At 60.1% G+C, this 23,895-nt stretch carries 22 protein-coding genes; 9 read left to right on the top strand and 13 right to left on the bottom strand.

All coding sequences use genetic code 11. The features are described from left to right. Window positions 1-98 precede the first annotated feature (98 nt). Entirely contained in the window at window positions 99-278 is a 180-nt protein-coding gene (locus AC1965_RS01455; protein ID WP_483885537.1) for a zinc-finger domain-containing protein, read from the bottom strand. A 167-nt stretch (window positions 279-445) separates the two neighbouring features. Here AC1965_RS01455 and gpmI point away from each other — a divergent pair, with 167 nt between their 5' ends. The 3 genes from gpmI to AC1965_RS01470 are packed head-to-tail and all read left to right on the top strand — an operon-like array spanning window position 446 to window position 4,437. Beyond that, window positions 446-1,963 (top strand): 2,3-bisphosphoglycerate-independent phosphoglycerate mutase, encoded by a 1,518-nt coding sequence (gpmI, locus tag AC1965_RS01460; protein WP_483885538.1) that lies wholly within the window; start codon window positions 446-448, stop codon window positions 1,961-1,963. Beyond that, window positions 1,960-3,093, top strand: coding sequence for a murein hydrolase activator EnvC family protein (locus AC1965_RS01465; protein ID WP_483885539.1), 1,134 nt, complete (start codon window positions 1,960-1,962; stop codon window positions 3,091-3,093). Before gpmI ends, AC1965_RS01465 begins: the two co-directional genes overlap by 4 nt. 3 nt (window positions 3,094-3,096) lie before the next feature. Continuing rightward, a complete protein-coding gene (locus AC1965_RS01470; protein ID WP_483885540.1) occupies window positions 3,097-4,437 on the top strand; it encodes a S41 family peptidase in 1,341 nt (446 codons plus the stop codon). 54 nt (window positions 4,438-4,491) lie between these two features. On the opposite strand, the gene AC1965_RS01475 is transcribed toward AC1965_RS01470, so the two are convergent. The 5 genes from AC1965_RS01475 to ilvD form a co-directional block, all read right to left on the bottom strand. Further along, the gene (locus AC1965_RS01475; RefSeq protein WP_483885541.1) at window positions 4,492-5,520 is read right to left on the bottom strand and encodes a Hint domain-containing protein; all 1,029 of its coding nucleotides are present in this window, start codon (window positions 5,518-5,520) and stop codon (window positions 4,492-4,494) included. A gap of 90 nt (window positions 5,521-5,610) precedes the next feature. Next, window positions 5,611-5,988, bottom strand: a complete 378-nt coding sequence (locus AC1965_RS01480) for a hypothetical protein (protein WP_483885542.1) — start codon at window positions 5,986-5,988, stop codon at window positions 5,611-5,613. A gap of 9 nt (window positions 5,989-5,997) precedes the next feature. Next, a complete protein-coding gene (locus AC1965_RS01485) occupies window positions 5,998-6,771 on the bottom strand; it encodes a DUF6478 family protein (protein ID WP_483885543.1) in 774 nt (257 codons plus the stop codon). Between the two features lie 120 nt (window positions 6,772-6,891). Continuing rightward, window positions 6,892-7,485: a hypothetical protein gene (locus tag AC1965_RS01490; protein ID WP_483885544.1), complete on the bottom strand. Its 594-nt coding sequence runs from the start codon at window positions 7,483-7,485 to the stop codon at window positions 6,892-6,894. Then, window positions 7,466-9,232, bottom strand: a complete 1,767-nt coding sequence (gene ilvD, locus AC1965_RS01495; protein WP_483885545.1) for a dihydroxy-acid dehydratase — start codon at window positions 9,230-9,232, stop codon at window positions 7,466-7,468. The genes AC1965_RS01490 and ilvD overlap by 20 nt, the downstream gene beginning before the upstream one ends. A gap of 196 nt (window positions 9,233-9,428) precedes the next feature. Between ilvD and AC1965_RS01500 the strand changes: the two genes are divergently transcribed. The 5 genes from AC1965_RS01500 to AC1965_RS01520 all read left to right on the top strand — a co-directional run bounded on the left by AC1965_RS01500 (window position 9,429) and on the right by AC1965_RS01520 (window position 16,014). After that, a complete protein-coding gene (locus AC1965_RS01500) occupies window positions 9,429-12,536 on the top strand; it encodes an ABC transporter transmembrane domain-containing protein (protein WP_483885546.1) in 3,108 nt (1,035 codons plus the stop codon). Next, a complete protein-coding gene (locus tag AC1965_RS01505; RefSeq protein WP_483885547.1) occupies window positions 12,533-13,432 on the top strand; it encodes a lysostaphin resistance A-like protein in 900 nt (299 codons plus the stop codon). The genes AC1965_RS01500 and AC1965_RS01505 overlap by 4 nt, the downstream gene beginning before the upstream one ends. Window positions 13,433-13,490: 58 nt before the next feature. After that, a complete protein-coding gene (gene accD / locus AC1965_RS01510; RefSeq protein ID WP_483885548.1) occupies window positions 13,491-14,456 on the top strand; it encodes an acetyl-CoA carboxylase, carboxyltransferase subunit beta in 966 nt (321 codons plus the stop codon). Continuing rightward, window positions 14,453-15,727, top strand: a complete 1,275-nt coding sequence (locus AC1965_RS01515) for a bifunctional folylpolyglutamate synthase/dihydrofolate synthase (RefSeq protein WP_483885549.1) — start codon at window positions 14,453-14,455, stop codon at window positions 15,725-15,727. Before accD ends, AC1965_RS01515 begins: the two co-directional genes overlap by 4 nt. A gap of 98 nt (window positions 15,728-15,825) precedes the next feature. Next, the gene (locus tag AC1965_RS01520) at window positions 15,826-16,014 is read left to right on the top strand and encodes a hypothetical protein (RefSeq protein ID WP_483885550.1); all 189 of its coding nucleotides are present in this window, start codon (window positions 15,826-15,828) and stop codon (window positions 16,012-16,014) included. Window positions 16,015-16,025: 11 nt separating this feature from the next. Here AC1965_RS01520 and zapE read toward each other — a convergent pair whose 3' ends face one another. Continuing rightward, a complete protein-coding gene (zapE, locus tag AC1965_RS01525; RefSeq protein ID WP_483885551.1) occupies window positions 16,026-17,084 on the bottom strand; it encodes a cell division protein ZapE in 1,059 nt (352 codons plus the stop codon). Between the two features lie 238 nt (window positions 17,085-17,322). On the opposite strand from zapE, the gene AC1965_RS01530 reads away from it, so the two are divergent. Next, window positions 17,323-18,564: an MFS transporter gene (locus AC1965_RS01530; RefSeq protein ID WP_483885552.1), complete on the top strand. Its 1,242-nt coding sequence runs from the start codon at window positions 17,323-17,325 to the stop codon at window positions 18,562-18,564. On the opposite strand, the gene AC1965_RS01535 is transcribed toward AC1965_RS01530, so the two are convergent. The 6 genes from AC1965_RS01535 to AC1965_RS01560 form a co-directional block, all read right to left on the bottom strand. Beyond that, window positions 18,561-19,481: an ornithine cyclodeaminase family protein gene (locus AC1965_RS01535; protein ID WP_483885553.1), complete on the bottom strand. Its 921-nt coding sequence runs from the start codon at window positions 19,479-19,481 to the stop codon at window positions 18,561-18,563. The genes AC1965_RS01530 and AC1965_RS01535 overlap by 4 nt on opposite strands. Then, window positions 19,478-20,098, bottom strand: coding sequence for an HAD family hydrolase (locus AC1965_RS01540; RefSeq protein WP_483885554.1), 621 nt, complete (start codon window positions 20,096-20,098; stop codon window positions 19,478-19,480). The genes AC1965_RS01535 and AC1965_RS01540 overlap by 4 nt, the downstream gene beginning before the upstream one ends. 68 nt (window positions 20,099-20,166) lie before the next feature. After that, complete coding sequence (locus tag AC1965_RS01545) at window positions 20,167-20,619, bottom strand: YaiI/YqxD family protein (RefSeq protein ID WP_483885555.1); 453 nt, start codon at window positions 20,617-20,619, stop codon at window positions 20,167-20,169. After that, window positions 20,616-22,034 (bottom strand): Si-specific NAD(P)(+) transhydrogenase, encoded by a 1,419-nt coding sequence (gene sthA, locus AC1965_RS01550; protein ID WP_483885556.1) that lies wholly within the window; start codon window positions 22,032-22,034, stop codon window positions 20,616-20,618. Before sthA ends, AC1965_RS01545 begins: the two co-directional genes overlap by 4 nt. A gap of 5 nt (window positions 22,035-22,039) precedes the next feature. Then, the gene (gene fghA, locus AC1965_RS01555; RefSeq protein ID WP_483885557.1) at window positions 22,040-22,873 is read right to left on the bottom strand and encodes an S-formylglutathione hydrolase; all 834 of its coding nucleotides are present in this window, start codon (window positions 22,871-22,873) and stop codon (window positions 22,040-22,042) included. A 50-nt stretch (window positions 22,874-22,923) separates the two neighbouring features. Further along, window positions 22,924-23,853, bottom strand: coding sequence for an AEC family transporter (locus tag AC1965_RS01560; protein ID WP_483885558.1), 930 nt, complete (start codon window positions 23,851-23,853; stop codon window positions 22,924-22,926). Window positions 23,854-23,895: the final 42 nt, after the last annotated feature.

A 23,895-nucleotide genomic window follows, 5' to 3' on the forward strand; every position in this document is an offset into this window, starting at 1 on the left:
GGCCAGCGGTCATTGCCACGGCACCCCGCGTGCATATTGCCCGATAGACCTTTCGCCGGAGGCTCCCCCGTGTGGCATCAGGCACTGCCGGTTGTGGTTCAGACTTTGCCTTCGAAATCCACGTGCACGAACTTGCAGTCGCAATATCCACATTCGACCCAGCCGCGATCCTGTGGGATTTGCAGCCAGACGCGCGGATGGCCCAACGCGCCTTCGCTGCCGTCACAGGCCACACGCCAAGTGTTTACAATGCGGGTTTCGGGCGCTTGCAGGGTCATGGTCTGGTCCTTAATCGGGGCGAAATTTGCCCCTTGTTATGACCAAAGCGGGCAGGCGGGGCAAGGGCCGAGCGCGTGAATGAGGTGGAACACAGGAAAGTGGTTCACGTCCCTGCCTACAAAGGGTAAAAGGCGCAAAACAAGTCCCCAAGCGGAGCAGAGCCAGAATGAATGCCCCTAAACCTGTCGTATTGTGCATCCTTGACGGCTGGGGCCTGCGGGCGGAGCGGGAGGGGAATGCGCCGCTGCTTGCTCATACGCCAAATTTTGACCGCCTCATGCGCGATTTTCCCCATGCCAGCCTAATCACCCATGGTCCCGACGTTGGTCTGCCACGGGGGCAGATGGGCAATTCCGAGGTGGGTCACACCAATATCGGCGCGGGGCGGGTCGTCGCGATGGATCTGGGGCAGATTGATCTGGCGATCGAGGACGGCAGTTTTGCGCAGAACGCCCCTTTGTTGGATTTCATCGCGCGATTGAAAGCAACTGGCGGCACAGCACATTTGCTGGGGGTCGTTTCAGACGGCGGCGTGCATGGTCACCTGAACCACATGATAGCGGCGGCGCGGGCGATTGACGCGGCGGGCGTGCCGGTGGTGATCCATACCATGACCGACGGGCGCGATGTGGCCCCGCAATCGGCGCTGGGATATTTGGACAGCTTGCAGGCCAAGCTGCCAAAGGGGGTTCGGATTGCCACCGTCACAGGGCGCTATTTTGCGATGGACCGCGACAATCGCTGGGATCGGGTGGCCAAGGCCGTGGCGGCCATTCTGCGCGGCGAGGGCCATGCCGAACCCGATGCCATTGCGGCGGTAAACGCTGCCTATGAGCGTGGCGAAACTGATGAATTTATCCCTGCCAGCGTGATCGGCGGCTATACGGGGGCACGGGACGGCGACGCGATGCTCTGCCTGAACTTTCGCGCAGATCGCGCGCGAGAGATCATGGCGGCGCTGGCGGGTCCGGGTTTTGATACGTTTGATGTTGGTCCGCGCCCGGATTGGGCGGCGGTGATGGGGATGGCCGAATATTCCAAGATGCACGGCACGTACATGACGACGATGTACCCAAAACCTGACATCGTGAACACGTTGGGCGATTGGGTGGCGCAGCATGGGTTGCGTCAGTTCCGGCTGGCCGAGACCGAAAAATATCCGCATGTGACGTTTTTCTTGAACGGCGGGGTAGAGATTCCGGCCACGGGCGAGGACCGCGCAATGCCCAAATCCCCCGATGTGGCGACCTATGATTTGCAGCCGGAAATGTCGTCGGGCGAGGTGACGGAGAAATTTGTGGCGGCGATTGAGGCAGGTTATGACCTGATCGTGGTGAACTATGCCAATCCCGATATGGTCGGTCATACTGGCGATCTGGATGCCGCCATTGCCGCCTGCGAAGCGGTGGATGCCGGGCTGGGCAAGGTTCTGGCGGCGCTGGAAAAAGCCGGGGGCGCGATGATCGTCACTGCCGATCACGGCAATTGCGAGGTGATGATCGACCCCGAAACCGGTGGGCCGCATACGGCGCATACGCTGAACCTTGTGCCGGTGGCGGTGGTAGGTGCGCAGCAGGGGGTCGTGTTGCGCGACGGGCGCTTGGCCGATCTGGCGCCGACGGTGCTGCATCTGATGGGCTTGCCGCAACCGGACGAGATGACGGGGCGGTGCCTGCTGACATGATACGGTTTTTCATCTCGGTACTGCTGGTGGTCTGGCCGCTGGCGGGTATAGCGCAGAACGATGCAGCCTTGCAGGCGCGTCTGGCGGCAGAGGAGCTTGAGGTCGCTTCGGAGCGTTTGCGACAGGCTGATGGTGCGCGTGACCGGGTTCAGGCGCTGACTGAAACCATACAGGCGTTTGAGAATGGACTGGCGGCGATGCGGGCCGGGCTGCGGCAGGCAGCGATCAACGAAGCACAGCTCAGCCAAAAATTGCAGGCCCGCGAGGGCGAGGTGGCCCAGTTTCTGGGTGTCTTGCAGACCATTGGCGGCGATCCCACCCCGGTGGTGTTTCTTCACCCCGATGGCCCCACCGGCACCGCTCGCGCAGGCATGTTGCTGGCCGAGTTGACGCCTGCATTGAATGCCCGCGCCGATGCGCTGCGGCGGGACTATGAAAATGTGCAGACCCTGCGCGCCTTACAGGTTGATGCCGCGCAGCGGGTGCAGGAGGGGCTGACCGAGGTGCAGCGTGCGCGGACTGAGCTGAATCAGGCGATGGCAAATCGCACCGATCTGCCGCTGCGATTTACCGAAGATCCGGTGCGCACGGGCATCCTGATCGCATCGACCGAAACATTGGACGGTTTCGCCAGCGGCCTATCTGAAATCGCAGCAGGCGAAGTCGAACCGGCCCCGGTCAATCTGGATGGACAAGTGGGCGACTTGCCCCTGCCCGCGCAGGGGCTGACCCTGCGCGAGGCGGGCGAAACCGATGCCGCAGGTGTCACCCGACCCGGTATGATACTTGCCACGCGCCCGCGGGCCATCGTCACCACCCCCACAGCCGCGACGATCCGCTATGTCGGGCCATTGCTGGATTTGGGCAATGTCGTGATCTTGGAACCACAGGTTGATACGCTATTTGTTCTGGCGGGTCTGGACGTTGTTTATGGCCAGGCCGGGCAGGTGATTGCCGGTGGCACACCAATCGGGTTGATGGGTGGGACGGAAAACGGCACTAACTCGGCAATGTCACCAAATGGTGATGGCACTGGCACTGACCGCACAGAAACGCTCTATATAGAAGTCAGACAAGACAACATACCTCAGGACCCGGCAGACTGGTTCCGCACCGACAAGGATGGATAACAGATGAAGAAATTCGTGATGGCCGCCGTGGCAGGCACCGTGGCAGGTGTTGTGGCAACGACGCAGATTGCCGGTCCGCTGCTGGCGCAGGAGGCGGCAAAGACCAGCAACGTCTACGAGCAGCTGGACCTGTTTGGCGACATTTTCGAACGTATCCGCGCGCAATATGTTGAAGAAGTCGACCCCGGTGACCTGATCGAAGCAGCGATCAACGGTATGTTGACTTCGCTTGATCCACACTCAAGCTATCTGTCGCCCAAGGATGCATCCAAGATGCGCGAACAGACGCGCGGCGAGTTTGGTGGTCTGGGGATCGAGGTCACGCAGGAAGAAGGTTTCGTCAAGGTCGTATCGCCGATTGACGGCACACCCGCCGCCGAGGCCGGGATCGAAGCCGGAGATTTCATCACCCATGTGGATGGCGAGAGCCTGCTGGGGCTATTGCTGGACGACGCGGTTGAGTTGATGCGCGGGCCGGTGGGATCGGAAATCGTGATTACCGTGGTCCGCGAGGGCGAGGCAGAACCATTCGACGTGTCGATCGTGCGCGACACCATCCAGCTGACCGCCGTCAAAGCGCGCACCGAAGGCCAGACTGCCGTCTTGCGACTGACCACGTTCAACGAACAGACCTATCCCAAGATGAAGGAAGGCCTGGAAGAGCAGATTAAGAACGCCGGCGGCATCGACAACATCAACGGCATCGTCATCGACCTGCGCAACAACCCCGGCGGCTTGCTGAATCAGGCAATTTCGGTGTCGGATGCCTTTCTCGAAGAAGGTGAGATCGTCAGCACACGGGGCCGCGACCCAGCCGATGGTGACCGTGTGAATGCGACGCCGGGTGATCTGTCGATGGGCAAGCCGATCGTGGTCTTGATAAACGGTGGCTCTGCGTCCGCATCCGAGATTGTTGCAGGCGCCTTGCAGGACCATCGCCGTGCCATTGTGATCGGGACTAAAAGCTTTGGCAAAGGGTCGGTTCAGACGGTGATGCCGCTACGGGGCGAGGGTGCGATGCGCCTGACCACTGCCCGCTATTACACACCTTCGGGCCGGTCGATCCAGGCGCTGGGCGTGTCACCGGACATCATCGTGGCGCAGCCGCCGACCAAACCGAAAACCGACGAAGAAGACGGCGCGCTGTCGACCAATCCGCTGCGGTCAGAGGCTGATCTGCGCGGTCGCCTGAACAATGACAGCTTGACCGATGACCAGATCAAACAGATCGAAGAGGACCGCGAGCGCACCCGCAAAGCGGCAGAACTGCGCGAAGAAGATTATCAGCTGGCCTATGCCATTGATATTCTCAAGGGTCTGTCGGCGCTGGGTCCAAAAGAATAACCGAAGTCTAATCGGTTACTGCGGGCCTCGCTGGCGACAGTGGGGCCTTTTTTGTCAGAGCGCCTGTAGTTGGGGCTGGATGTCCCGCTCTGCAGGGTCATTGCTTAGCAGCATATGCGCCTCTTTTAGGGTGAGGATGGGCCGTGCAGCTGTTTTATGCTGCACAGCGGTGTCGAGCGCGAAATGTGGCGCCGCGTCGTCGAAAGCGCCCACGGACAGTGATTTGCGTGCCTCTGTTCCCAGCAGCAGACTTTCGCACTGCGCCCCTTCGGCAAAGAGGATTTCGTGGTTTTCAAGCAGAAGATGCACGTAGCACATGCGCGAACAGGCTATGAGGCGAATGTTTAAACCATTGATCAAGGCCTTGGCGGGGGCAAGGGCCTCGGGGACACCAAATAATAGTTCCACGGCTGGTGATCTGACCAGAACACGGTGATTTTGCGATAGGCGCAGGGTCTGGCTGTTCCCGATGCTGCCTGGGTCAAAAACGACCGGCGCGGCGTTTCCGGTGCCGGGGCCGATGCGTTGGCCTGTCCAGACCAGCTTTGCAGGGCCTTTGTCGCTGGTGATAACGGTGTCGCCCGCAGTTAATTGCTGGGCGCGGGTGTGGCCATCGGGTGTCTGGATGCGGGTGGCCCCAGCGAAACAGACATAGGTATGGTCGTAGGACGCTTGCATGTCCTGCGTGTAAAACTGCGGTTCTTCAGACGGGTTGGTGTTGGCGTTGTACCACCCTTCGAGATCATAGCCCGGCGTCCAGATGATCTGCGCGATGTCGCCGTTCTGATCCGTGCCCTCCAGCACGATGATGCCACCGCCGCTGCCCCCGTCGGGCGCCGCGTCAGAGCGTACGACCACGGCATTGATGATCGACCCGCCGCCACCCGCACCGCCCCAGGTCACATCATAGCTGTCGCCGACTTCGAACAGGCGGGGGTCGTTATCGCCTTCGTGTGCGGTGATCACCAAATCGCTGGAGCCGTAGGGCGGATTGTCAAAGGTGGACGAATTCGGCGTCGTGCCAACATTGGTGCCAGTCGCGGCAGCGAATTCGTTGTCTATTCCATAAAAGGTAAGTGGCATGGCAGTCCCTCTGTGACTGCCGCAGATTGCGCAAAACTGGTTTACCGCAGGTTCAACCGCGCGAAATCTATACCGCTAAATTTACGCGAATTAGTCGGTTTCCAGACAATGCCGTCGAAAGGCGCGTTTGAGCATATCAAGCTCGGCGCGCAGAAGATCCATCTCGGCGCGGATGTCATCGCCCAAAGCCTCGCCCGCCAGTATGGTGACATGACCCAGTTTTTCACCGCTGGACTGGTCGGCGATGATCAGGGTCTGGATACCATCGGCAATCGCCTCGGGCGGAATCGGGATGGCAATCTGCCAGTGCCCCGCCTTTTCGTCGTGTGTGACCGTCACGCGCTCAATAGGCTCGCCCTGGTGGGTGACCACAATCAGTGGCATTTCCGTATTGTCATCATTGCGGGTCACGATGCCGCGCCACACCCCTTGCTGCATATCGGTTTTGGTCAGTTCCAGCGTGGTCATGGTCAGTTCCTAGATTTGCGCGCGGGGGCGGCGAGAGAAGGTGAGGTCGCGCACGATGACCTGATTCATCTGCGGCCCTTCAAAAATCAGGTCGATCCACGCGCGTTCGACACGTTTTTCATTGAGATTAGAATAGGCGAGGTCAAATTCGACGCGTATGTTTTCCTCGTTCAGGGGCATTTCACGTACGATCTGTTCGGTGTTGGGACCGTTGCGGATGTTGAGGCGGGCAAAGATCTCCAGCGGCTTTTCCAGCTCGATGATGGCATCCATACGGATCAGGTGGCTGCGTTTCAGACCTTTAACGCCGTCTTCGGGCAGATCAACGACCAGCGACAGGAATGAACCGTCAAATTTAAAAACATCCAGCCTTAGCCCATAGGGAGCGAGGTCTTCTTCGCGCAGGTTGCGCAATTGGCGCAGGGTCAATTCCGAGTAGTCGCAATCGTGAAACAGCGTCACTTCACTGCCCAGCTTGGATTTTGTCTGGACCGAGCTGAGACCGGGTGTGGGCAACGGGCCGCGCCATAATTCGGGCCGCCACGCCCAATCGGCATTATGGGGTTTGGAAAAGCTGGTGGAGCCGACCACGGGTAGGGCCAGCCGTTCGTCGGCAGTGTGAATCAGGCGGTCCAGGTGCGCCTTGAGCAAACGCGCGCGCAGGCGTTGGCGGCGCAGCAGCGGCAGTTCAGTTACGGCCGAGCGCCGGGCAATGCGCGCCCAATGGCGCATCGTACGCGTGTAGATCCCGCTATCCAGAAAGCCGAAACCGAATTTGCCCATGGGTGTGACTGCGCCTCTTGTTTCGGGTCAGTCTATCCAGACCAAAGGTTTCATTCAAATAAATTGCCCGGCGATTGTTTCCACCGCTGGTCAGTGTTGCCAAATTGGAAACAGTGGGTGTTAGTTCGTGGCCGGGGAATTGGCGACGCTGCGTTGGATCAGGTTTGCGACAACCGCGCGCCCTTCGCCCGAAATTGCGCGGCTTTGTGGTGGCCCGTAGAAGGTGACGCTGGCCGTTTGACCGCCGATCAGCGCGGTGCCGCGCCATTGACGCGCTGACATGCCTTCGATTGGAACCGGCCCGTCGGCGGCAAAGATCGTCGCACCATCCCGCGTTGATGGGTCCATGACCCGGGTGAGTTTGGCTGCCTTGGCGACCTGTGTCGGCGTGGGTAGTGGAGCCCCAGGTTTGCTGTCAACGAGAGAGACGGTCAGGATGCCCAGCGGTGCATCAGTGATCACATCAGGCACGCCAAGCGCATCGCATCGGGCCATGAGGGCAAAGCGGGGCTTTAGGCTTTTGCGGTCGATGCAATAGCCCTGCGGCGGCAACAGATGAACCGCTCCCCCCGCCATCTTTGTCTGCAACAGTGGCTTTTCTGGCGCGGCCGGGCCGCCAAGGGTCAGGCCCTGACCGCCCTCGCAAGCGGTCAGCGCCGACAGCGCCAGCAGAGCAATCGCTGCCCGGAAAGGTTCAGAGATCCATGTAATCATGGGTTTCTGCCTTGCCACCGGGATGTGTTACGGCACCAAGGTAAGTTGGACCGACCAGTTGCGCGTATTTCCACAGCGCACCGCTTTGATAGTTGGTCTTGCGGGCACCGGGCCATGCCCTGCGGCGGGCGTCCATTTCGTCATCGGTCAGATTAACGCTGATACTGCCTTCAATCGCGTTCAGCGTGATCATGTCGCCATTCTTGAGCAGGGCAATTGGCCCGCCATGTGCTGCTTCTGGCCCGACGTGACCGACGCAGAAACCGCGTGTGGCACCCGAGAAGCGGCCATCGGTGATCAGCGCGACCTTTTTTCCCATGCCTTGGCCCGAGAGCGCCGCCGTGGTGGCCAGCATCTCGCGCATGCCGGGGCCACCTGCGGGGCCTTCGTTGCGGATGACAAAGACGTCACCTTCGGAATAGGCGCGGTTTTGCACCGCTTCAAAGGCATCTTGTTCGCATTCAAAGACCAGCGCCGGACCGGTAAACACGATGTCTTCGTCTGACATACCCGCGATCTTTACGATGGCACCTTCAGGAGCCAAATTGCCCTTCAGGCCAACCACACCGCCGGTCTTGCTGATCGGGTTGGCGACCGAGTGGATCACCTTGCCGTCTGCTTCGCGGGTCACTTGATCGAGCACTTCGCCCATGGAGTAGCCGGTGGCGGTCATGCAGTCTTCGTGGATGAGGCCCGCTTTGCGCAGCTCGTTCATCACGACAGGCACGCCGCCCGCGTCGTAGAGGTCTTTGGCGACATAGGCGCCGCCGGGTTTCATATCGACGAAATAGGGCGTGTCGCGGAAAATCTCGCAGACATCTTCAAGGTAGAATTCGATGCCCGCCTCATGCGCCATCGCCGGCAGGTGCAGGCCCGCATTGGTCGAGCCCCCCGTGCAGGCGACGATACGCGCTGCGTTTTCAAAGGCTTCGCGGGTACAGATGTCGCGGGCGCGGATGTTTTTCTCAATCAGGTGCATGACGGCAGCACCGGAGGCTTTGCCGTATTCATCGCGGTCCAAGTAGGGCGCGGGCATGCCGGAGGAGTTGGGCAGCGCAAGGCCAATGGCCTCGGACACGCATGCCATGGTGTTGGCGGTGAACTGGCCACCGCAGGCACCGGCAGAGGGGCAGGCGACGCGTTCAAGGATTTCCAGTTCGGCCTCGGTCATGGTGCCGGACTGGAAGTTGCCAACGGCCTCAAACATGTCCTGCACCGTAAGGTCGCGATCGGCAAAGCTTGCGGGCACGGCGGCACCCTTGGGCGCTTTGCCCGGCAGGATCGATCCGCCGTAGAGGAAAACCGATGGCACATTGAGGCGAATCATCGCCATCATCATGCCCGGCAAAGATTTGTCGCACCCAGCAAGACCTACGATGGCGTCATAGCAGTGACCGCGCATCGTCAGTTCGACGGTATCGGCAATCGCTTCGCGCGAAGCGAGCGAAGAACGCATACCCTCGTGGCCCATGGCAATACCGTCGGTGACGGTGATGGTGGTAAATTCGCGGGGGGTGCCCTGTTCGGATTTTACACCCAGTTTCACCGCTTGGGCCTGACGGTTGAGCGCGATGTTGCAAGGGGCGGCTTCATTCCAGCAGGTGGCAACGCCGACGAGGGGCTGGTGAATTTCCTCTTCCGTCATGCCCATCGCATAATAGTAAGACCGGTGCGGCGCGCGGGCCGGGCCTTCGGTCACGTGGCGGCTGGGCAATTTGGATTTGTCAAAGCGTTGGTTGGTGGACATCGGCGAGGCTCCTTGAAACGGTTGCATTCGGAATAGTCCTGCGCGGGCTGTGCTGCAAGGCTCCTGCCGAAATTCGCATCTGGCATTCCGCGGTTTAGCGGGCGCGCAGTTGTATTGACTGCGACGGGCGCATAAGTTTGCGCAATTCACGCGGCGTCGTTTTCAGGCCCGATCCCCAATTGCGAAAGACCGGTGCATGGAGCGTAGTCTCTTTTCCTTTATCTGGAAGTATTCGCGCCGCGAGCAGCTTGGGTTGCTGGCCTTCACGCTTTTTACGTTTCCGTTTCTTTACGCCACGCTGGAACTACCCAAGCGGATCATCAACGACGCCATAGGCTCTGACACAGCCATGGTGCAGGTGTTTGATATCGAAATGACGCAGGTGCAATTTCTGTTTGCACTTTGCCTTGCCTACCTCGTGGCGGTCATTGCGCATGGCGTGTTGAAAATGCGGCTAAACACCCTGAAAGGGGTGCTGGCAGAGCGGTTGTTGCGGCGGTTCCGGTATCAGTTGATCAGCCGGATCATGCGGTTTCCGCGCAGCTATTTCCAGACCACCAGCCAGGGTGAGCTGGTGGCAATGGTGACATCTGAGGCCGAACCGATGGGCGGGCTTATGGGCGATGCCGTGGCGCAGCCGGTTTTTCAGGCCGGGCAGATGCTGATCATCGTTGTATTCCTGTTCTTGCAGTCGTTTTGGTTCGGGCTGGCGGGTGTAGCGCTGATCCCGTTGCAGGCTTGGTTGATTCCGATGTTGCAACGACAGATTAACCAGCTCAACAAAGAGCGCATTCAGGAGGTGCGCTACCTGGCCGCCGAGATTGGCGAAACCGCAGCGGGCATTACCGATCTGCGCACCAATGGTGGTTGGCGTTTCCGGCTGGCGGAGTTCACCGCGCGGCTGGGGCGGCTGTTCGATATTCGTTTCCGCATCTACCAAAAGAAATACTTCATGAAGTTTCTGAACAACTTCATAACGCAGTTGACGCCGTTCTTCTTCTACCTCGTGGGGGGGTACCTGGCGATCAAGGGACAGATTACCGTGGGGGCGCTGGTGGCGGCGCTTGCGGCCTACAAAGACCTGAGCAGTCCTTGGCGCGAACTATTGACCTATTACAACCAGACGCAGGACATGTCGTTGCGTTGGGATGTGGTGGTAGAGCGGTTCGCCCCGCGCAACATGATTGACGAGGCACTGTTTGAAGGTGCCCCAGCGGTGATCCCGCGCCTGCGGGGCGACATCACGCTGGAGGGGGTTTCGGTCCGCAGTGGCGATGGCAACATGGTGTTGGAAGACCTGAACCTGCATATCCCGGCAGGCAGCCGCGTGGCGATCACAGTGCCGAACCAGTCGGAACGACTGGCACTGGCCGAAGTGCTGGTACGCGAGGCGCTGCCCAGTCGGGGCAAGATCACCATCGCGGGTCATGATCTGTCTGCTCTGCACCAATCGGTCATCGCGGCGCGGATCGGGTATGCCCGCGCCGAACCCTATCTGTTTCAGGGTACAGTGGGGGACAACCTGTTGATGCCGCTGCGCAGCGCCCCGAAAATCTCTGGTTGGGACAAGGCGACTAGCAACCGTGAAACTATCGAGGCGGTACGGGCAGGCAACAGTCCCGATAGCCTGCTTCCCGATTGGTTCGATCCGGCCCTCGCGGCCCTGGAGACACCACAACACGTAGATGCGTGGTGGTATCAGATCACCGAAGCGCTAGGCACGGCGGATATCCTTTTTGCCCGCATGCTGAATTCCCGGATGGACCCGGACCGGCACCCGGAACTCGCCCGCCGTATTGTGGGGCTGCGCGACGAGGTGCATACGCGGCTCAAGGCCAAGGGATTGGACCGCGCGGTGTACCGGTTTGATCCAGAGCGGTTTAACCCGACGATCCCCTTGGGCGGCAATCTGATGTTCGCCGCCCCTTCCCGAGAGATCACCCAGCAAGAGATGGCAGGTGAGCGTGGCTTTCTGTCGATGGTGATCGAACAAGGTCTGGCCGAACAGGGCATCGCAATCTCGCAGACTTTGGTGGAAACGCTACACCAGACCTTTGGCCGGGACGGGACAGGGCACCCCTTGTTTACCGCTCTGGGAATCGAAGAGACGCTTTATGAACAGCTGGTAGATATCGCTGCGCGTCGGCGCGATAAGGGCGATGCGGCGTTGAGTCAGGATGAATTTGCCCTGCTGCTCACGGTGCCATTTGCCTTTACCGCCGAACAATTTGGCCCCACCTTTCCCGAGAGTTTCAAGCAGGAAATCCTGCATATCCGGCGCACCAACGGGGCCGAACTGCGCGATAAGGCGAAGGCGATGTTCGTGGCGGTCGAGCCGCAGAACTATTTGCCCCGCCTGACGGTGCTGGAGAACCTCTTGTATGGCCGCATCGGTGCGATGGCCGGTTTGCAGGGCGATCTGATCCAAGACGAGGTGACAGACGTTCTCAAGGCTCATGGGTTACAGGAGATGATTTCAGGCACATTGTTTGACATCCCTACGGTGATTGGCGGCACCAACCTGCCTGCTGTTTTCCAGCAGCGCGCGGCCTTCGGGCGGGCGGTGATCAAGCGCCCTGATATCATCGTCTTTAACCAGGCGCTGGCAGGGCAGGACCGGAACATTCGTGAACAGGTCCGCAACCGCTTGCGCGATATGCTGCCCGAAACGACGCAGATCTATCTGGACGACAAATTTTTGCGGCCCGAGGATTTCGACATGCATATCGAAATCCGCAATGGCCATATTGACGGGGTGGCGCAGCCGGAAGAGGCAGAGGCAGATCAGGGGGTGGCGGGCGATTTGCGCCGTAAGCTACGCATCATCGCCCGCAACGAGCTTTTTTCGGGGCTGGACGCGCGCAGCCAGCGCCTGTTGGCTTTTGCCGCCCAGTGGTACACAGCCGAACCAGGTCAGCGCATATTCGAGATGGGCGACCGGCCCGATGCGGCCTATCTGTGCCTGTCCGGCAGGGCAGAAATGGCTTGGCACGAACCTGACGGTCAGGCGCATCACGTCACGGACGTCGAACCGGGCCGTTTGATTGGTGATCTGGCAGTCATCCTGAACGAGCCCCGGCAGTTGGACCTGACGGCGGTGGAAACGGTGGAGTTCCTGCGATTTGACGCGGATCAGTTCCGCGCGGTGGTTGAGAGCGACCGCAGTGTCCTGCTGATTTTGCTGCGCACCGTTGCCGGGCATCTGACCGGGGTCGCGGATTTGCTGCGTAGTGCAAAGATCGACATACCACGCGAATCCGGCCCGCCAGCGCCGCCGCTTGACCCGTCGGAGGACAAGCCATGAGGTGGCTGCCGGATTATCGCGCCCACGAGAGTTTCATCGCCCCCGCCCGCCCGGCGTCAGCGCTCTGGCGGTTTGCGCTGGGGTTTGCCTTGGCGCTTTTTGGTTATTTCGCCCTTAACGAGCTCTATTTCCAGATCGTTTACGGTTTGGTCGGGGACGCCGGGGGCGGGTTCTATGCCAACCTGCTCAGTGGATCGACAGCACAGGCAATGTACGTACTGCTGTTCAGCTTTGGGCTGATGTCGGTGGCGGTTGGTCTGTCCGTGCGGATGATCCATCGCCGTCCGGCACACAGCCTGCTGGGACCGCTGCCGCGTCTGTGGCCGCAGTTCCGTGCGGTGTCGGCGATGCTCATTGCCTTGGGCGCTGTGGTGTTGATCCTGCCGCCTTGGGATATGGGGGGGGATTTTGTTTCTAACATGGGATTGGGTCGCTGGCTGATACTCTTGCCGCTGTCCCTGCTGGCAGTTCTAGTCCAAGTCAGTGCCGAAGAGGTCGTGTTTCGTGGCTATGTTCAGCAACAGCTTGCGGCGCGGTTCCGTTCGCCGCTGATGTGGATGGTGCTGCCGTCCGCCCTGTTCGCACTGGGCCACTACCTGCCTGAATCTGCCGGCGAAAATGCGCTGATGGTGGCGCTTTGGGCGGGCCTATTCGGCATCCTGATGGCAGACCTCACGGCGCGGTCGGGCAGTTTGGGTCCGGCGATTGCGGTGCATTTCTGGAACAACGTCTCGGCGATCCTGATCGTGTCGTTGCCCGATGATCTGTCGGGGCTGGCGCTGTTCCTGACACCATTTTCGATGGCCGACACTGGGGCGATGCGCGATTGGTTGCCGGTGGATTTCGCACTGATGTTGGTATCCTGGCTTGCCGCGCGGCTGGCGATACGCCGTTGATTGCATTTTCCCAACTTGGGGCTTATCTGGGGTCTAAAGATGCCAGCAGGGGTTGCTCATGAATTGGATCACAAACTACGTCCGTCCGCGGATCAACTCGATCTTTTCGCGCCGCGAAACACCGGACAACCTGTGGACCAAATGTGATGAATGCGGCACCATGTTGTTCCACCGCGAGGTGTCGGACAACCTGAACGTCTGCACCAGCTGTGGCCACCACATGCACATCAGCCCGCGCGCCCGCTTTGATGCGCTGTTCGATGGCGGGGTGTTTACCGAGGTAAAGGTACCAGCGCCAACACCCGATCCCCTGCATTTCCGCGACCAAAAACGCTATCCTGACCGGATGAAAGCCGCGCAAAAGCAAACCGGCGAACCAGAGGCGATGCTGGTGGTCACCGGCGAAATGGGCCGCACCCCTATCGTTGCCGCGGCGCAGGATTTTTCCTTTATGGGCGGTTCCATGGGCATGTATGTCGGCAATGCGATCATCGCAGCGGCCGAACAGGCGGTAAAGCTCAAGCGGCCGCTGATCTTGTTCTCCGCTGCGGGTGGCGCGCGCATGCAAGAAGGTATCCTGAGCTTGATGCAGATGCCGCGCACGACGGTTGCGGTGCAGATGCTGAAAGAGGCAGGCCTGCCCTATATTGTTGTCCTGACACACCCCACCACCGGCGGCGTTACCGCCAGCTATGCCATGCTGGGTGATGTGCAGATCGCCGAACCCAATGCGCTGATCTGCTTTGCAGGACCGCGCGTTATCGAACAGACAATCCGCGAAAAACTGCCCGAAGGGTTTCAGCGCGCCGAATACCTTCTGGATCACGGGATGCTTGACCGCGTGACGCGCCGGACCGACATGCGTGAGGAACTCATCACCATCACGCGCATGCTGATGGGTATGCCACCCGTAGTGCGGGGCGATCTGCCGCCGCCGAATACGGGAGCGGCAGAGGCCGCCGATGCCGCCGCTGCGGTCACGGTAGGCGCCGAAACCGTGCCTGCGAACGCCAAGACGAAATGAGTGCGGCCACGTCGGATGTCATCCTGGAACGGATGATGGCCCTGCACCCCAAGGTGATGGATCTGGTGCTGGATCGGGTCTGGCGTCTGCTGGCCGCCCTGGGCAATCCACAAAATGATCTGCCGCCAGTGATTCACATCGCTGGCACAAATGGCAAAGGGTCGACACAGGCGATGATCCGTGCGGGGCTTGAGGCGTCAGGCAAGCGCGTGCACGCCTATACCTCCCCGCATCTGGCCCGGTTTCACGAGCGTATTCGCGTGGCTGGTTCGCTGATCTCCGAAGCAGAACTGACCGCCGTTCTCGATGAGTGTTACGCCGCCAATAACGGCGAGATGATCACCTATTTTGAAATCACAACCTGCGCTGCCATTCTGGCCTTTGCGCGCACCCCTGCGGATTACACCCTGCTCGAAGTGGGGCTTGGCGGGCGGTTGGACGCGACGAACGTCGTGGACAAACCGGCGCTGTGCGTGATCACCCCGGTGTCGGTCGACCACCAGCAATACCTAGGTGATACATTGGCCGAGATCGCAGGTGAAAAAGCCGGGATCATCAAGCGCGGCGTGCCCTGCGTGGTGGGCCCACAGGAAGACGCCGGGATGGACGTAATCGAAGCACGCGCCGCCAAACTGGGCGCGCCGCTGCTGGCTTATGGTCAACAGTGGCATGTGGGGCCAGAGGCCGATCGCATGGTGTACCAAGACGAGACAGGCCTGCTGGATCTGCCGCGCCCGAACTTGCCCGGCGCGCATCAGATTATGAACGCAGGCGCGGCATTGGCGGCGCTTCGGCATTTGGGGGCGGAGCCCGACGCCTGCGAGGCGGCAGTCACGCGCGCCGACTGGCCCGCACGGATGCAACGGCTGACCAAAGGCCCCTTGGCTGATATCGCCGCACAGGCAGAGCTCTGGTTGGATGGTGGCCACAACCCGGCGGCCGGCGAGGCGATTGCGGTTCTGCTGACTGAAATGCCCACGCGCCCGACCCATCTGATTTGCGGGATGCTGAACACCAAGGACATCGCAGGCTATCTGCGCCCGCTTGCAAAACATGTCAAAAGCCTGAGTGCGGTGTCGATTCCCGGAGAGGCAAATACCCTGCCTGCAGAGGTGACAGCCCGCGTCGCGCACGATGTCGGCATGCAGGCGCATGAGTCGGACAGCGTCGGCGTTGCACTGGCGGCAATCGTGGCCGCAGACCCCACGGCGCGTGTCCTGATTTGCGGGTCGCTGTACCTCGCCGGGGGCGTGTTGCGCGAAAACAGCTAAGCCACGATATTTTGCGGACCACCCTGCGGCGTTAAGCAAATGTGGTAATATCGGTGTCACACAAGGGGCCAAACTCTGGACCGACCGAGGATGAGAAAATGGGCAATGAATTTCGGAAAACTGCACCGATCAATGACGCCGATGCGCGGAAGTACCAGATTCTTTTCATGAGCGTAGGTTTGGCCATTATCACGGCTGGATTGTGGTGGCTCTACGAGGTCAACGCGCCCTATCACCCTGAACTACAGGGCAGCGATATGCATCAACAGGACTATACTGATTCCTGAGTGATGATCCGTCAGGCGCCCCAATCCGTGGCCTGCATCTCGCGTAGGCGCGAGGCGGTGCGTTCAAATTCAAAATGCCCTTCGCCTTCGACATAAAGCATTTCAGGATGCGCTGCGGCCGAGCAGATCAGTCGGACTTTCGCTTCGTAAAGTGCATCTATCAGCGTGACAAAACGCTTGGCCTCGTTGAAGTTTGACCGGCTCAGGCGCGGGATATCATCCAACAGCAATACGCGCACGGCCTCGGCCAACGCCAAATAGTCTGCGGCCCCCAGCGGACGACCACACAGATCATGAAACCCGGCGCGCGCCATGGCGTTGTGGAAGGCAGGGATCACGACCTCACGACCCTTGACGTGCAGGGTCAGGGGCGCGCCCGGCGTGCCTGCCAGATCATCCCAGACCGCGTTCATGGCCGCCCGGCTATCAGCATTGACAGGGGTGAAATATACCTTTGACCCGGCCAGACGATCCTGACGGTAATCCGTGGGGCTGGCCAGTTCATGCACCACCATGTGATCCTTGATCAGGGCGATGAACGGCACGAAAACCTCGCGGTTGATGCCATTCTTGTACAGATCATCTGGCACCCGGTTTGACGTGGTCACGACCACGACCCCGGCTGCAAAGAGCGCCTGAAACAGCCTTCCGACGATCATTGCATCGGCGATATCGCTGATCTGCATCTCGTCGAAGGCCAACAGGCGCAGATTCTGGGCCACCTCAGCCGCGACGGGGGCTATGGCATCGTCCACGCCGGTCTTGCGTGCCTCGTGCATCTTGGCATGAATTTCTTGCATGAAGGCGTGAAAGTGGACCCGGCGCGCCGGAATGTCCGCCAGCCCGGCGACGAACATATCCATTAACATGGACTTGCCGCGCCCGACACCGCCCCACAGGTACAGCCCCTTGGGCGGCGCAGGCGGTTTGCGGAACAGGCGCTTCTTTACGGGCTCTGCCAAGGCATCGCGGATGCGGTCAAACTCAGCCATTACGGTTTCTTGCGCCGGGTCGCGGCGCAGCTTTCCGGCCGAGACCATCTGTTCGTAGGTATCACGCATGTTCTTCATGGCTCACAGATAACCCGCTCTATGCGAATAGGAAAGCAACGCCGCAGCGATATCTCATTGCTTTTTTGGGTCATAAATACCCTCGGGGGGCGGCGCGGCAGGCGCCGGGGGGCTGGCCCCCCTTGCAACCCCAGTTCAACACGCGCTCATCACATATACTTACACGCGGCGCACAAATTCTGATTTGACCCTGTCCGTCCAAAATCTACTGTGGCGGCAACACTTGGCCGGAGGTTTCATGCCACATCGTACGCCCTTTTTCACCCCGGTCCTGATCGTCGGCTGCGTCATTATCATGGTCAGCTTTGCCATCCGCGCATCCTTTGGCGTATTTCAAATCCCCATCGCCGAAGAGTTCGCATGGCTGCGCAGCGAATTTTCCCTCGCCATTGCCATTCAGAACCTGGCCTGGGGCATCGGCCAGCCGCTGTTCGGCGCGCTGGCGGAAAAGATCGGGGACAAGCGCGCGATCGTGATGGGGGCCATGGTCTATGCACTGGGCCTGTTGCTGTCGGCCAACGCCACCACCCCGATCGAGATGCAATCTTATGCGTGGTTGGTCGGCTTTGGCATCGCCGGCACCGGGTTCGGCGTCATCCTCGCGGTCGTTGGGCGCGCGTCTTCGGATGAAAATCGGTCCATGTCACTGGCGGTGGCCACCGCAGCCGGCAGCGCGGGTCAGGTCTTTGGCGCGCCGGTGGCGGAATGGATGCTGGGCTTTCTCAGTTGGCAAATGACTTTTGGAGTCTTTGCCGCCGTGATCTTGTCGATGATCCTGACCTTGCCCTTAATGCGTGCCCCGGCATTGGCCGGGCGGGCCGAGCTTGAAGAGACCATGGGCCAGATACTTGGCAAGGCATTCCGCGACCCATCGTTTACGCTGATCTTTCTGGGTTTCTTTTCCTGTGGCTATCAGTTGGCGTTTATCACCGCGCATTTCCCCGCCTTCGTAACCGAGATGTGCGGCCCGATCCTCGCGGGGGGCGTGCTGCACAACATTGGTATCACAACCACGTCTGCGCTGGGGGCGGTCGCGATTTCGCTGATCGGGCTCGCGAATATCGCGGGCACCTTGCTGGCGGGCTGGGCGGGCAAGCGGTATTCAAAGAAGTATCTGCTGGCGGGAATCTATGTGGGCCGTACCGTGGTCGCGGCGCTGTTTATCCTGCTGCCGATGACCCCGCTGACGGTGATTGTGTTTTCGGTCGCCATGGGCGCACTTTGGCTTGCGACAGTGCCGCTGACCTCTGGCCTCGTCGCCCATATCTATGGGCTGCGCTACATGGGCACGCTTTATGGCATCGTATTTTTCAGCCATCAGTTGGGCAGCTTTCTGGGCGTCTGGCTGGGCGGGCGCCTTTATGACCTGTATGGCAATTACACTGCGGTCTGGTGGGTTGGCGTCGCGGTCGGCGCTTTCAGCGCCGTGGTGCACCTGCCGATCCGCGAACGCCGCCTTGAGGGGCTGGTGACCGCCTAGCCCTGCGCCCGCCAGCGGTCGAGGATGTAACGGCTGGTCATCAAATCCAGATGTGCACCGCCACCGTTTTTGAACAGCGTGATGTCATCGTGGCTGTTCCGGACAAAGCGATTCAGATCGTAGTAATCTGCGACCAGATCATCGCGGGTGATCGCGCCTGCCTCAAGCGGGATGTTGATTTCGCCGATGTGTCCGATGGTGGTATCGAAACTGTCGACAAATATACGGGCACGGCTCAGGGCTTCATCATCTACTTCGCGCATGTCAGGACGGTAGGCGCCGATCAGGTCGATATGTTGACCCGGTTGCAGCCAAGCACCCTTGATCAGTGGATCAGTGGACATCGTGGCGCTTGTGACGACACAGGCGGCGCGCACGGCGCTTTCCAGATCGTCCGCCACCCGTAATCCCGGCACCTCTGCCGCCATGGCTTCGGCATTTTTGCGGGTGCGGTTCCAGACGGTGAACTGCGCGTCGGGGAAGATCGCAGAATAGGCGGCATGCAGCGCCCGGCCCTGGGTGCCTGCGCCGACGATCAGGATGTGACGGCTGTCCGGGCGGGCCAGCTTTCGCGCAGCCAGCAGACTATCGCCCGCCGTCTTCCACTTTGTGACGAGGTGGAAATCGACAATCGCCTGCAAGGTACCGCTGGTGTCGTCATAAAGCGTGACACCGCCGTTAACCATCGGCTCCCCCCGCCCGGGATTGCCGGGGAAAATGGTGGCAGATTTCACCGCGATACCAAGCCCATCAATCCACGCCGCACGGCTGAGCAATGTGTCCTTCCCGCGATAGAGGAACGTATCGCCGATCTCTGCCTTGGGCAGCGAATGGCCAGCGGCCAGTGCGTCGGTCAGGCCGACCCAGTCCAGCAGCGCCTCGCCAGCAGCAAAGGGGATGTTCGGGATGTCGGTCATGCAGCTTCCTTTTGTGTGAGCAGCCCTTCGGCTACCAGTCGTTCGGCCCAGCCTTCCGGCCCGGTAAATTGATGCGTCTGCCAGCCTCGCGCGGCGGCGGCAGTGATGTTGTCGGTACGGTCGTCGGTGAAGAGCAGGGCACTGGGGGCGATGCCGCTGACTTGTTCGACAGTTTCGTAAATGCGTGGGTTCGGTTTGATCATGCCCAGGTGGCCTGAGATGAAATCGCGGTCAAAGTCGCGTAGGAAGGGATAGTGGGTGGCGGCGTGATCATAGCTTTGGATGCCGAAGTTGGTGAGCGAAAACACCGGGACGCCGCGCCGCTGCAATGCCGCCATCAGGCGCACGGAATGGTCGATCACGGGGGCTGCCATTTCGATCCAGCGGTCATGCCACATACGAATTTCGTCGCCCCAATCAGCGTAGTCGTCTGCAGCGGCATAGATCGTCTTGCGAAAATCCTCGCCCATATCAACCCGGTCATTCATCGCGTGCAGGTCAACGGCGGCAAACATCGCGCGGCGGCGATCTATGCCGATGACACTGTCGTAAAAACGCTCAGGCTGCCATTCGATCAGCACATTGCCGATGTCGAAAACCACGGCTTGTGGTGTCATGGATCGTCCTCTTCGATGCGCGCTGGACTACTAAAAAACCCGCGCCGTTGTATGTTGAAAAATAACGGTTACCCGCGCACTGCGGCGCGCAATTCCCGTTCCAACGCCTCCAGAAAACGGGAGCGGTCGGCCTTTGTAAACCCCTTGCCGCCCCCTTGGCGAAAAGGATCAGCGGCGCGCAGATCGGCCATCAGGTCGCGGGTCGCCAGGACGTTGCCAATGTTGGCCGCGGTCAACGCCTCGCCGTTGTGTTTCAACACCCGCGCGCCGGCTTCGACACAGCGTGCAGCGAGGGGGATATCGCCGGTTACGACCACATCGCCCGGGCCGCAGCGTTCGGCAATCCAGATGTCTGCTATATCTGGCCCGTCCGGTACGATTATGTTTTCCACCAGCGGATTGCGCGACAAGCGCAGCCCGCCGTTCGAAACCAAGTACATGCGTATCTTGTGGCGGGTGGCCACGCGTTCGGCCTCGTCTTTTACCGGGCAGGCGTCGGCGTCAATGTAGAGCGCTGTCATGATTTTGCCTTTGCCTTGTACTCTGCCGGGATCGGCATGCGGTTGAACGCATCAAGTCCCGCGATCTTGTAGGCTTCGGCCAGCGTGGGGTAGTTGAACGTGTTTTGCACGAAGTAGTCTACTGTGCCTTTCAGGTTCAATACGGCCTGAGCGATGTGGATCAGTTCAGTGGCCCCCTCACCGACGATCTGCACCCCCAGCACGCGGCGGGTTTTTAGGCTGACGAGCATCTTCAGCAACCCGTGCTCCAGGCCCATAATGTGCCCGCGCGAGGTTTCGCGAAACCGGGCCACGCCGATCTCGTAGGGGATGCCCCGGTCCTGCATTTCCTCTTCGGACATGCCGCAGGTGGAGATTTCGGGCACAGAATAGATGCCATAAGGGAACCACGGGCTTTCGGGCAATGTAGGCACCTCAAGCGCATGGCAGGCGGCAATGCGCCCCTGTTGCAGCGACGTAGAGGCGAGCGATGGATGACCGATCACATCTCCTGCGGCATAGATATGAGGCACCGTGGTCTGATAAGTTTTGCGGTTCACGTCTAGACGGCCGCGATGATCAGCCGTCAGGCCTGCGGCGTCGATGTTCAGGCGGTCCGTCGCACCGATACGTCCGGCAGCAAACAACAGCATCTCGGACCGTACATGGCGGCCATTGGCGAGCGTTGTCTCGATGTGGTCACCGCTGTCTTCGATCTTTTCGATTTCGGAGCCGAGGCGCAGATCGACACCATTTTCGCGAATTTGATGAGTGAAATCCTGAATGATCGCGCTGTCGATGAAATCGAGGAATGTGTCGCGTGGTTCAATCAGAGTCACCCGCACATCTAGCGCCGAGAACATCGTGGCGTATTCCACACCGATCACGCCGGCGCCGACCACCACCAGGGATCGCGGAATCTGTGCCATGTCGAGGAATTCATCACTGTCCAGCACCGTGGTGCCGTTGAAAGGTACCCAATCTGGGCGGTAGGTTTTTGTCCCGGTCGCGATTAGAAAACGATCCGCTGTCAGGGTGGTCGTCTCACCCGCTTCGGTTGCTACCTCCAAGGTCTTGGCGTCAAGGAAGCGCGCGATCCCGTTAAGCGTGTCGACATGATTGCGGTTGAACTGATGTTCCAGCACGTCGACCTCGTGGTCCAGCGTTTTGTGCAAACGTCCCTTCAGGTCGTCGGCGGCGATTTCCTGTTTCACGCGGTAGGCGCGGCCATAAAAGCTGCGTTCGCGCCAGCCGGTCAGGTTCAGCACCGTTTCGCGCAGTGTCTTGGACGGGATCGTGCCGGTATGGACCGACACCCCGCCCAGACGGTCCTTGCGGTCGATCACCAGCAGCCGGCGTTTCAGCTTGCCCGCCTGAATCGCGGCAGAGCGGCCCGCCGGGCCAGAGCCGATGATGATCAGATCAAAATGCGACATCGCGGTTATCCTGCGTAAAGCGCGTCGGCATGGAAAGCCACGTGATCTTCGATGAAGGTGGCGACGAAGAAATAGCTGTGGTCGTAACCTGGCTGCATCCGGAAAGTGCCGTGCTGCCGCCGTGCTGCCATCGCTTCGGCCAATACCTCGGGTTTGAGCAGGTCAAGAAATTGATCCTGCGTGCCTTGGTCGATCAAGATCGGCCCGTCAAAGCCGACGTCGCGCATCAGCAGGGTCGCGTCATGTGCGGCCCAGGTGGTTTCCTCCGCGCCTAGATATGCGCCCAACTGCTTGCGCCCCCAATCGCTGTTGGTCGGATGCGTGATGGGAGCAAAGGCCGATACAGACAAAAACCGCCCCGGTAGCCGCATCGCCAGCGTCAGTGCACCGTGCCCACCCATGGAGTGTCCGGTGATTCCCTGACGCGTCATGTCGAGGGCAAAGTTGTCTGCCAGCAGAGCGGGCAGTTCATCCGCGAGGTAGTCCCACATTTGAAAGTGTGGCTTCCAGGGGTCTTGGGTGGCGTTGACATAGAAACCGGCGCCCTGTCCCAGATCGTAGGCATCATCGTCTGCCACGCCTTCGCCCCGTGGCGAGGTGTCAGGAAAGACCAGCGCAATGCCATGTTCAGCCGCCCAAGTCTGCGCGCCCGCCTTGGTCATGGCGTTTTCGTGGGTGCAGGTCAGGCCCGACAGATACCACAACACGGGAACCGGCCCATCCTGCGCTTCGGCGGGCAGGAAAAGGCCGAATGTCATGTCACAATTACAAGCGTCGGAATGGTGCGAGTAGACGCCTTGGGTGCCGCCAAAGCAGGCATTTTCGGACAGAGTTTTCACGGTCGATGTTCCTTTCAAATAACGATGCGCAGGTCTTCACCCCACGAGGGTCAAAGACCGGTGACCCAGGCCACCACCAAGCTGACTGTAACAATGCTGAACGCCGTGGATACAAGGATTGCGGCGGACACGCGTTGCGGTGCGGCACCGTAGTGCTGCGCCAGCATATAGACGTTTCCTGCAACGGGTAAGGCAGCGGCGCAGATGATAACCCCCGCCTTGAACGGATCGACGCCAAACAGAAACAGCGCCGCAAAAGCCACGCAAAGTGGGTGCAGCACCAGCTTGCAAAAGCTCAGCCAGCCCGCGATTTCAATGCGTTCCGTCGATTTCGACGCCAGCGATGCCCCGATGGCAAAAAGCGCGCCGGGTGTTGCGGCCCCGCCCAGGATTGCCAAAAACTCATTCATCGGATTGGGAATGGGAATGTGCAGACCGGACCAGACAAACCCCAGCGTGATGGCCACGATCATCGGGTTCTTGATCAGGCCCATGCCGATGGTGCGCAGCATCCGAAAGCTGATCTGCCCGTCGCGTGATCCGGTGATCAGGATCACGATGAGGCTGGCAAAGATCACCAGATCAACCGCCAGCGCCAGCAGGACCGGGCCAATCGCCTCTGGCCCCAGCAACAGCGTCAACATCGGCACGCCTAGAAAACCGGTGTTTCCGATCACGGCGCATTGCGCTTCGATCGCGTTGGTCGGCACGTCCAGCCCCCGCAAAAAACCCACGAGACTGGCAATGCCATATACAAAGGCTGTGCCCCACAGATATGCGATAACAAGGCGCGTGTCCCATACCTCGGCCAGCGACAGGTTTGCGGAGAAGCGGAACAGCATCGCCGACAGGGCAAAGTAGAATACGAACTTGGTCAGGTATGCGGTCGCCTCGGCCGAAAAGAACCGCGTACGCCCTGCCCAGTAGCCAAGGCCAATAAGGGCGAAGAACGGTAAGGTTTTCAGGAAGATCGCGAGCATGGGTACAGGGATATCCAGCCTGTCGCAGCGGCGCAACTGTTC

This window comes from Sulfitobacter sp. KMM 9851 (assembly GCF_057178245.1).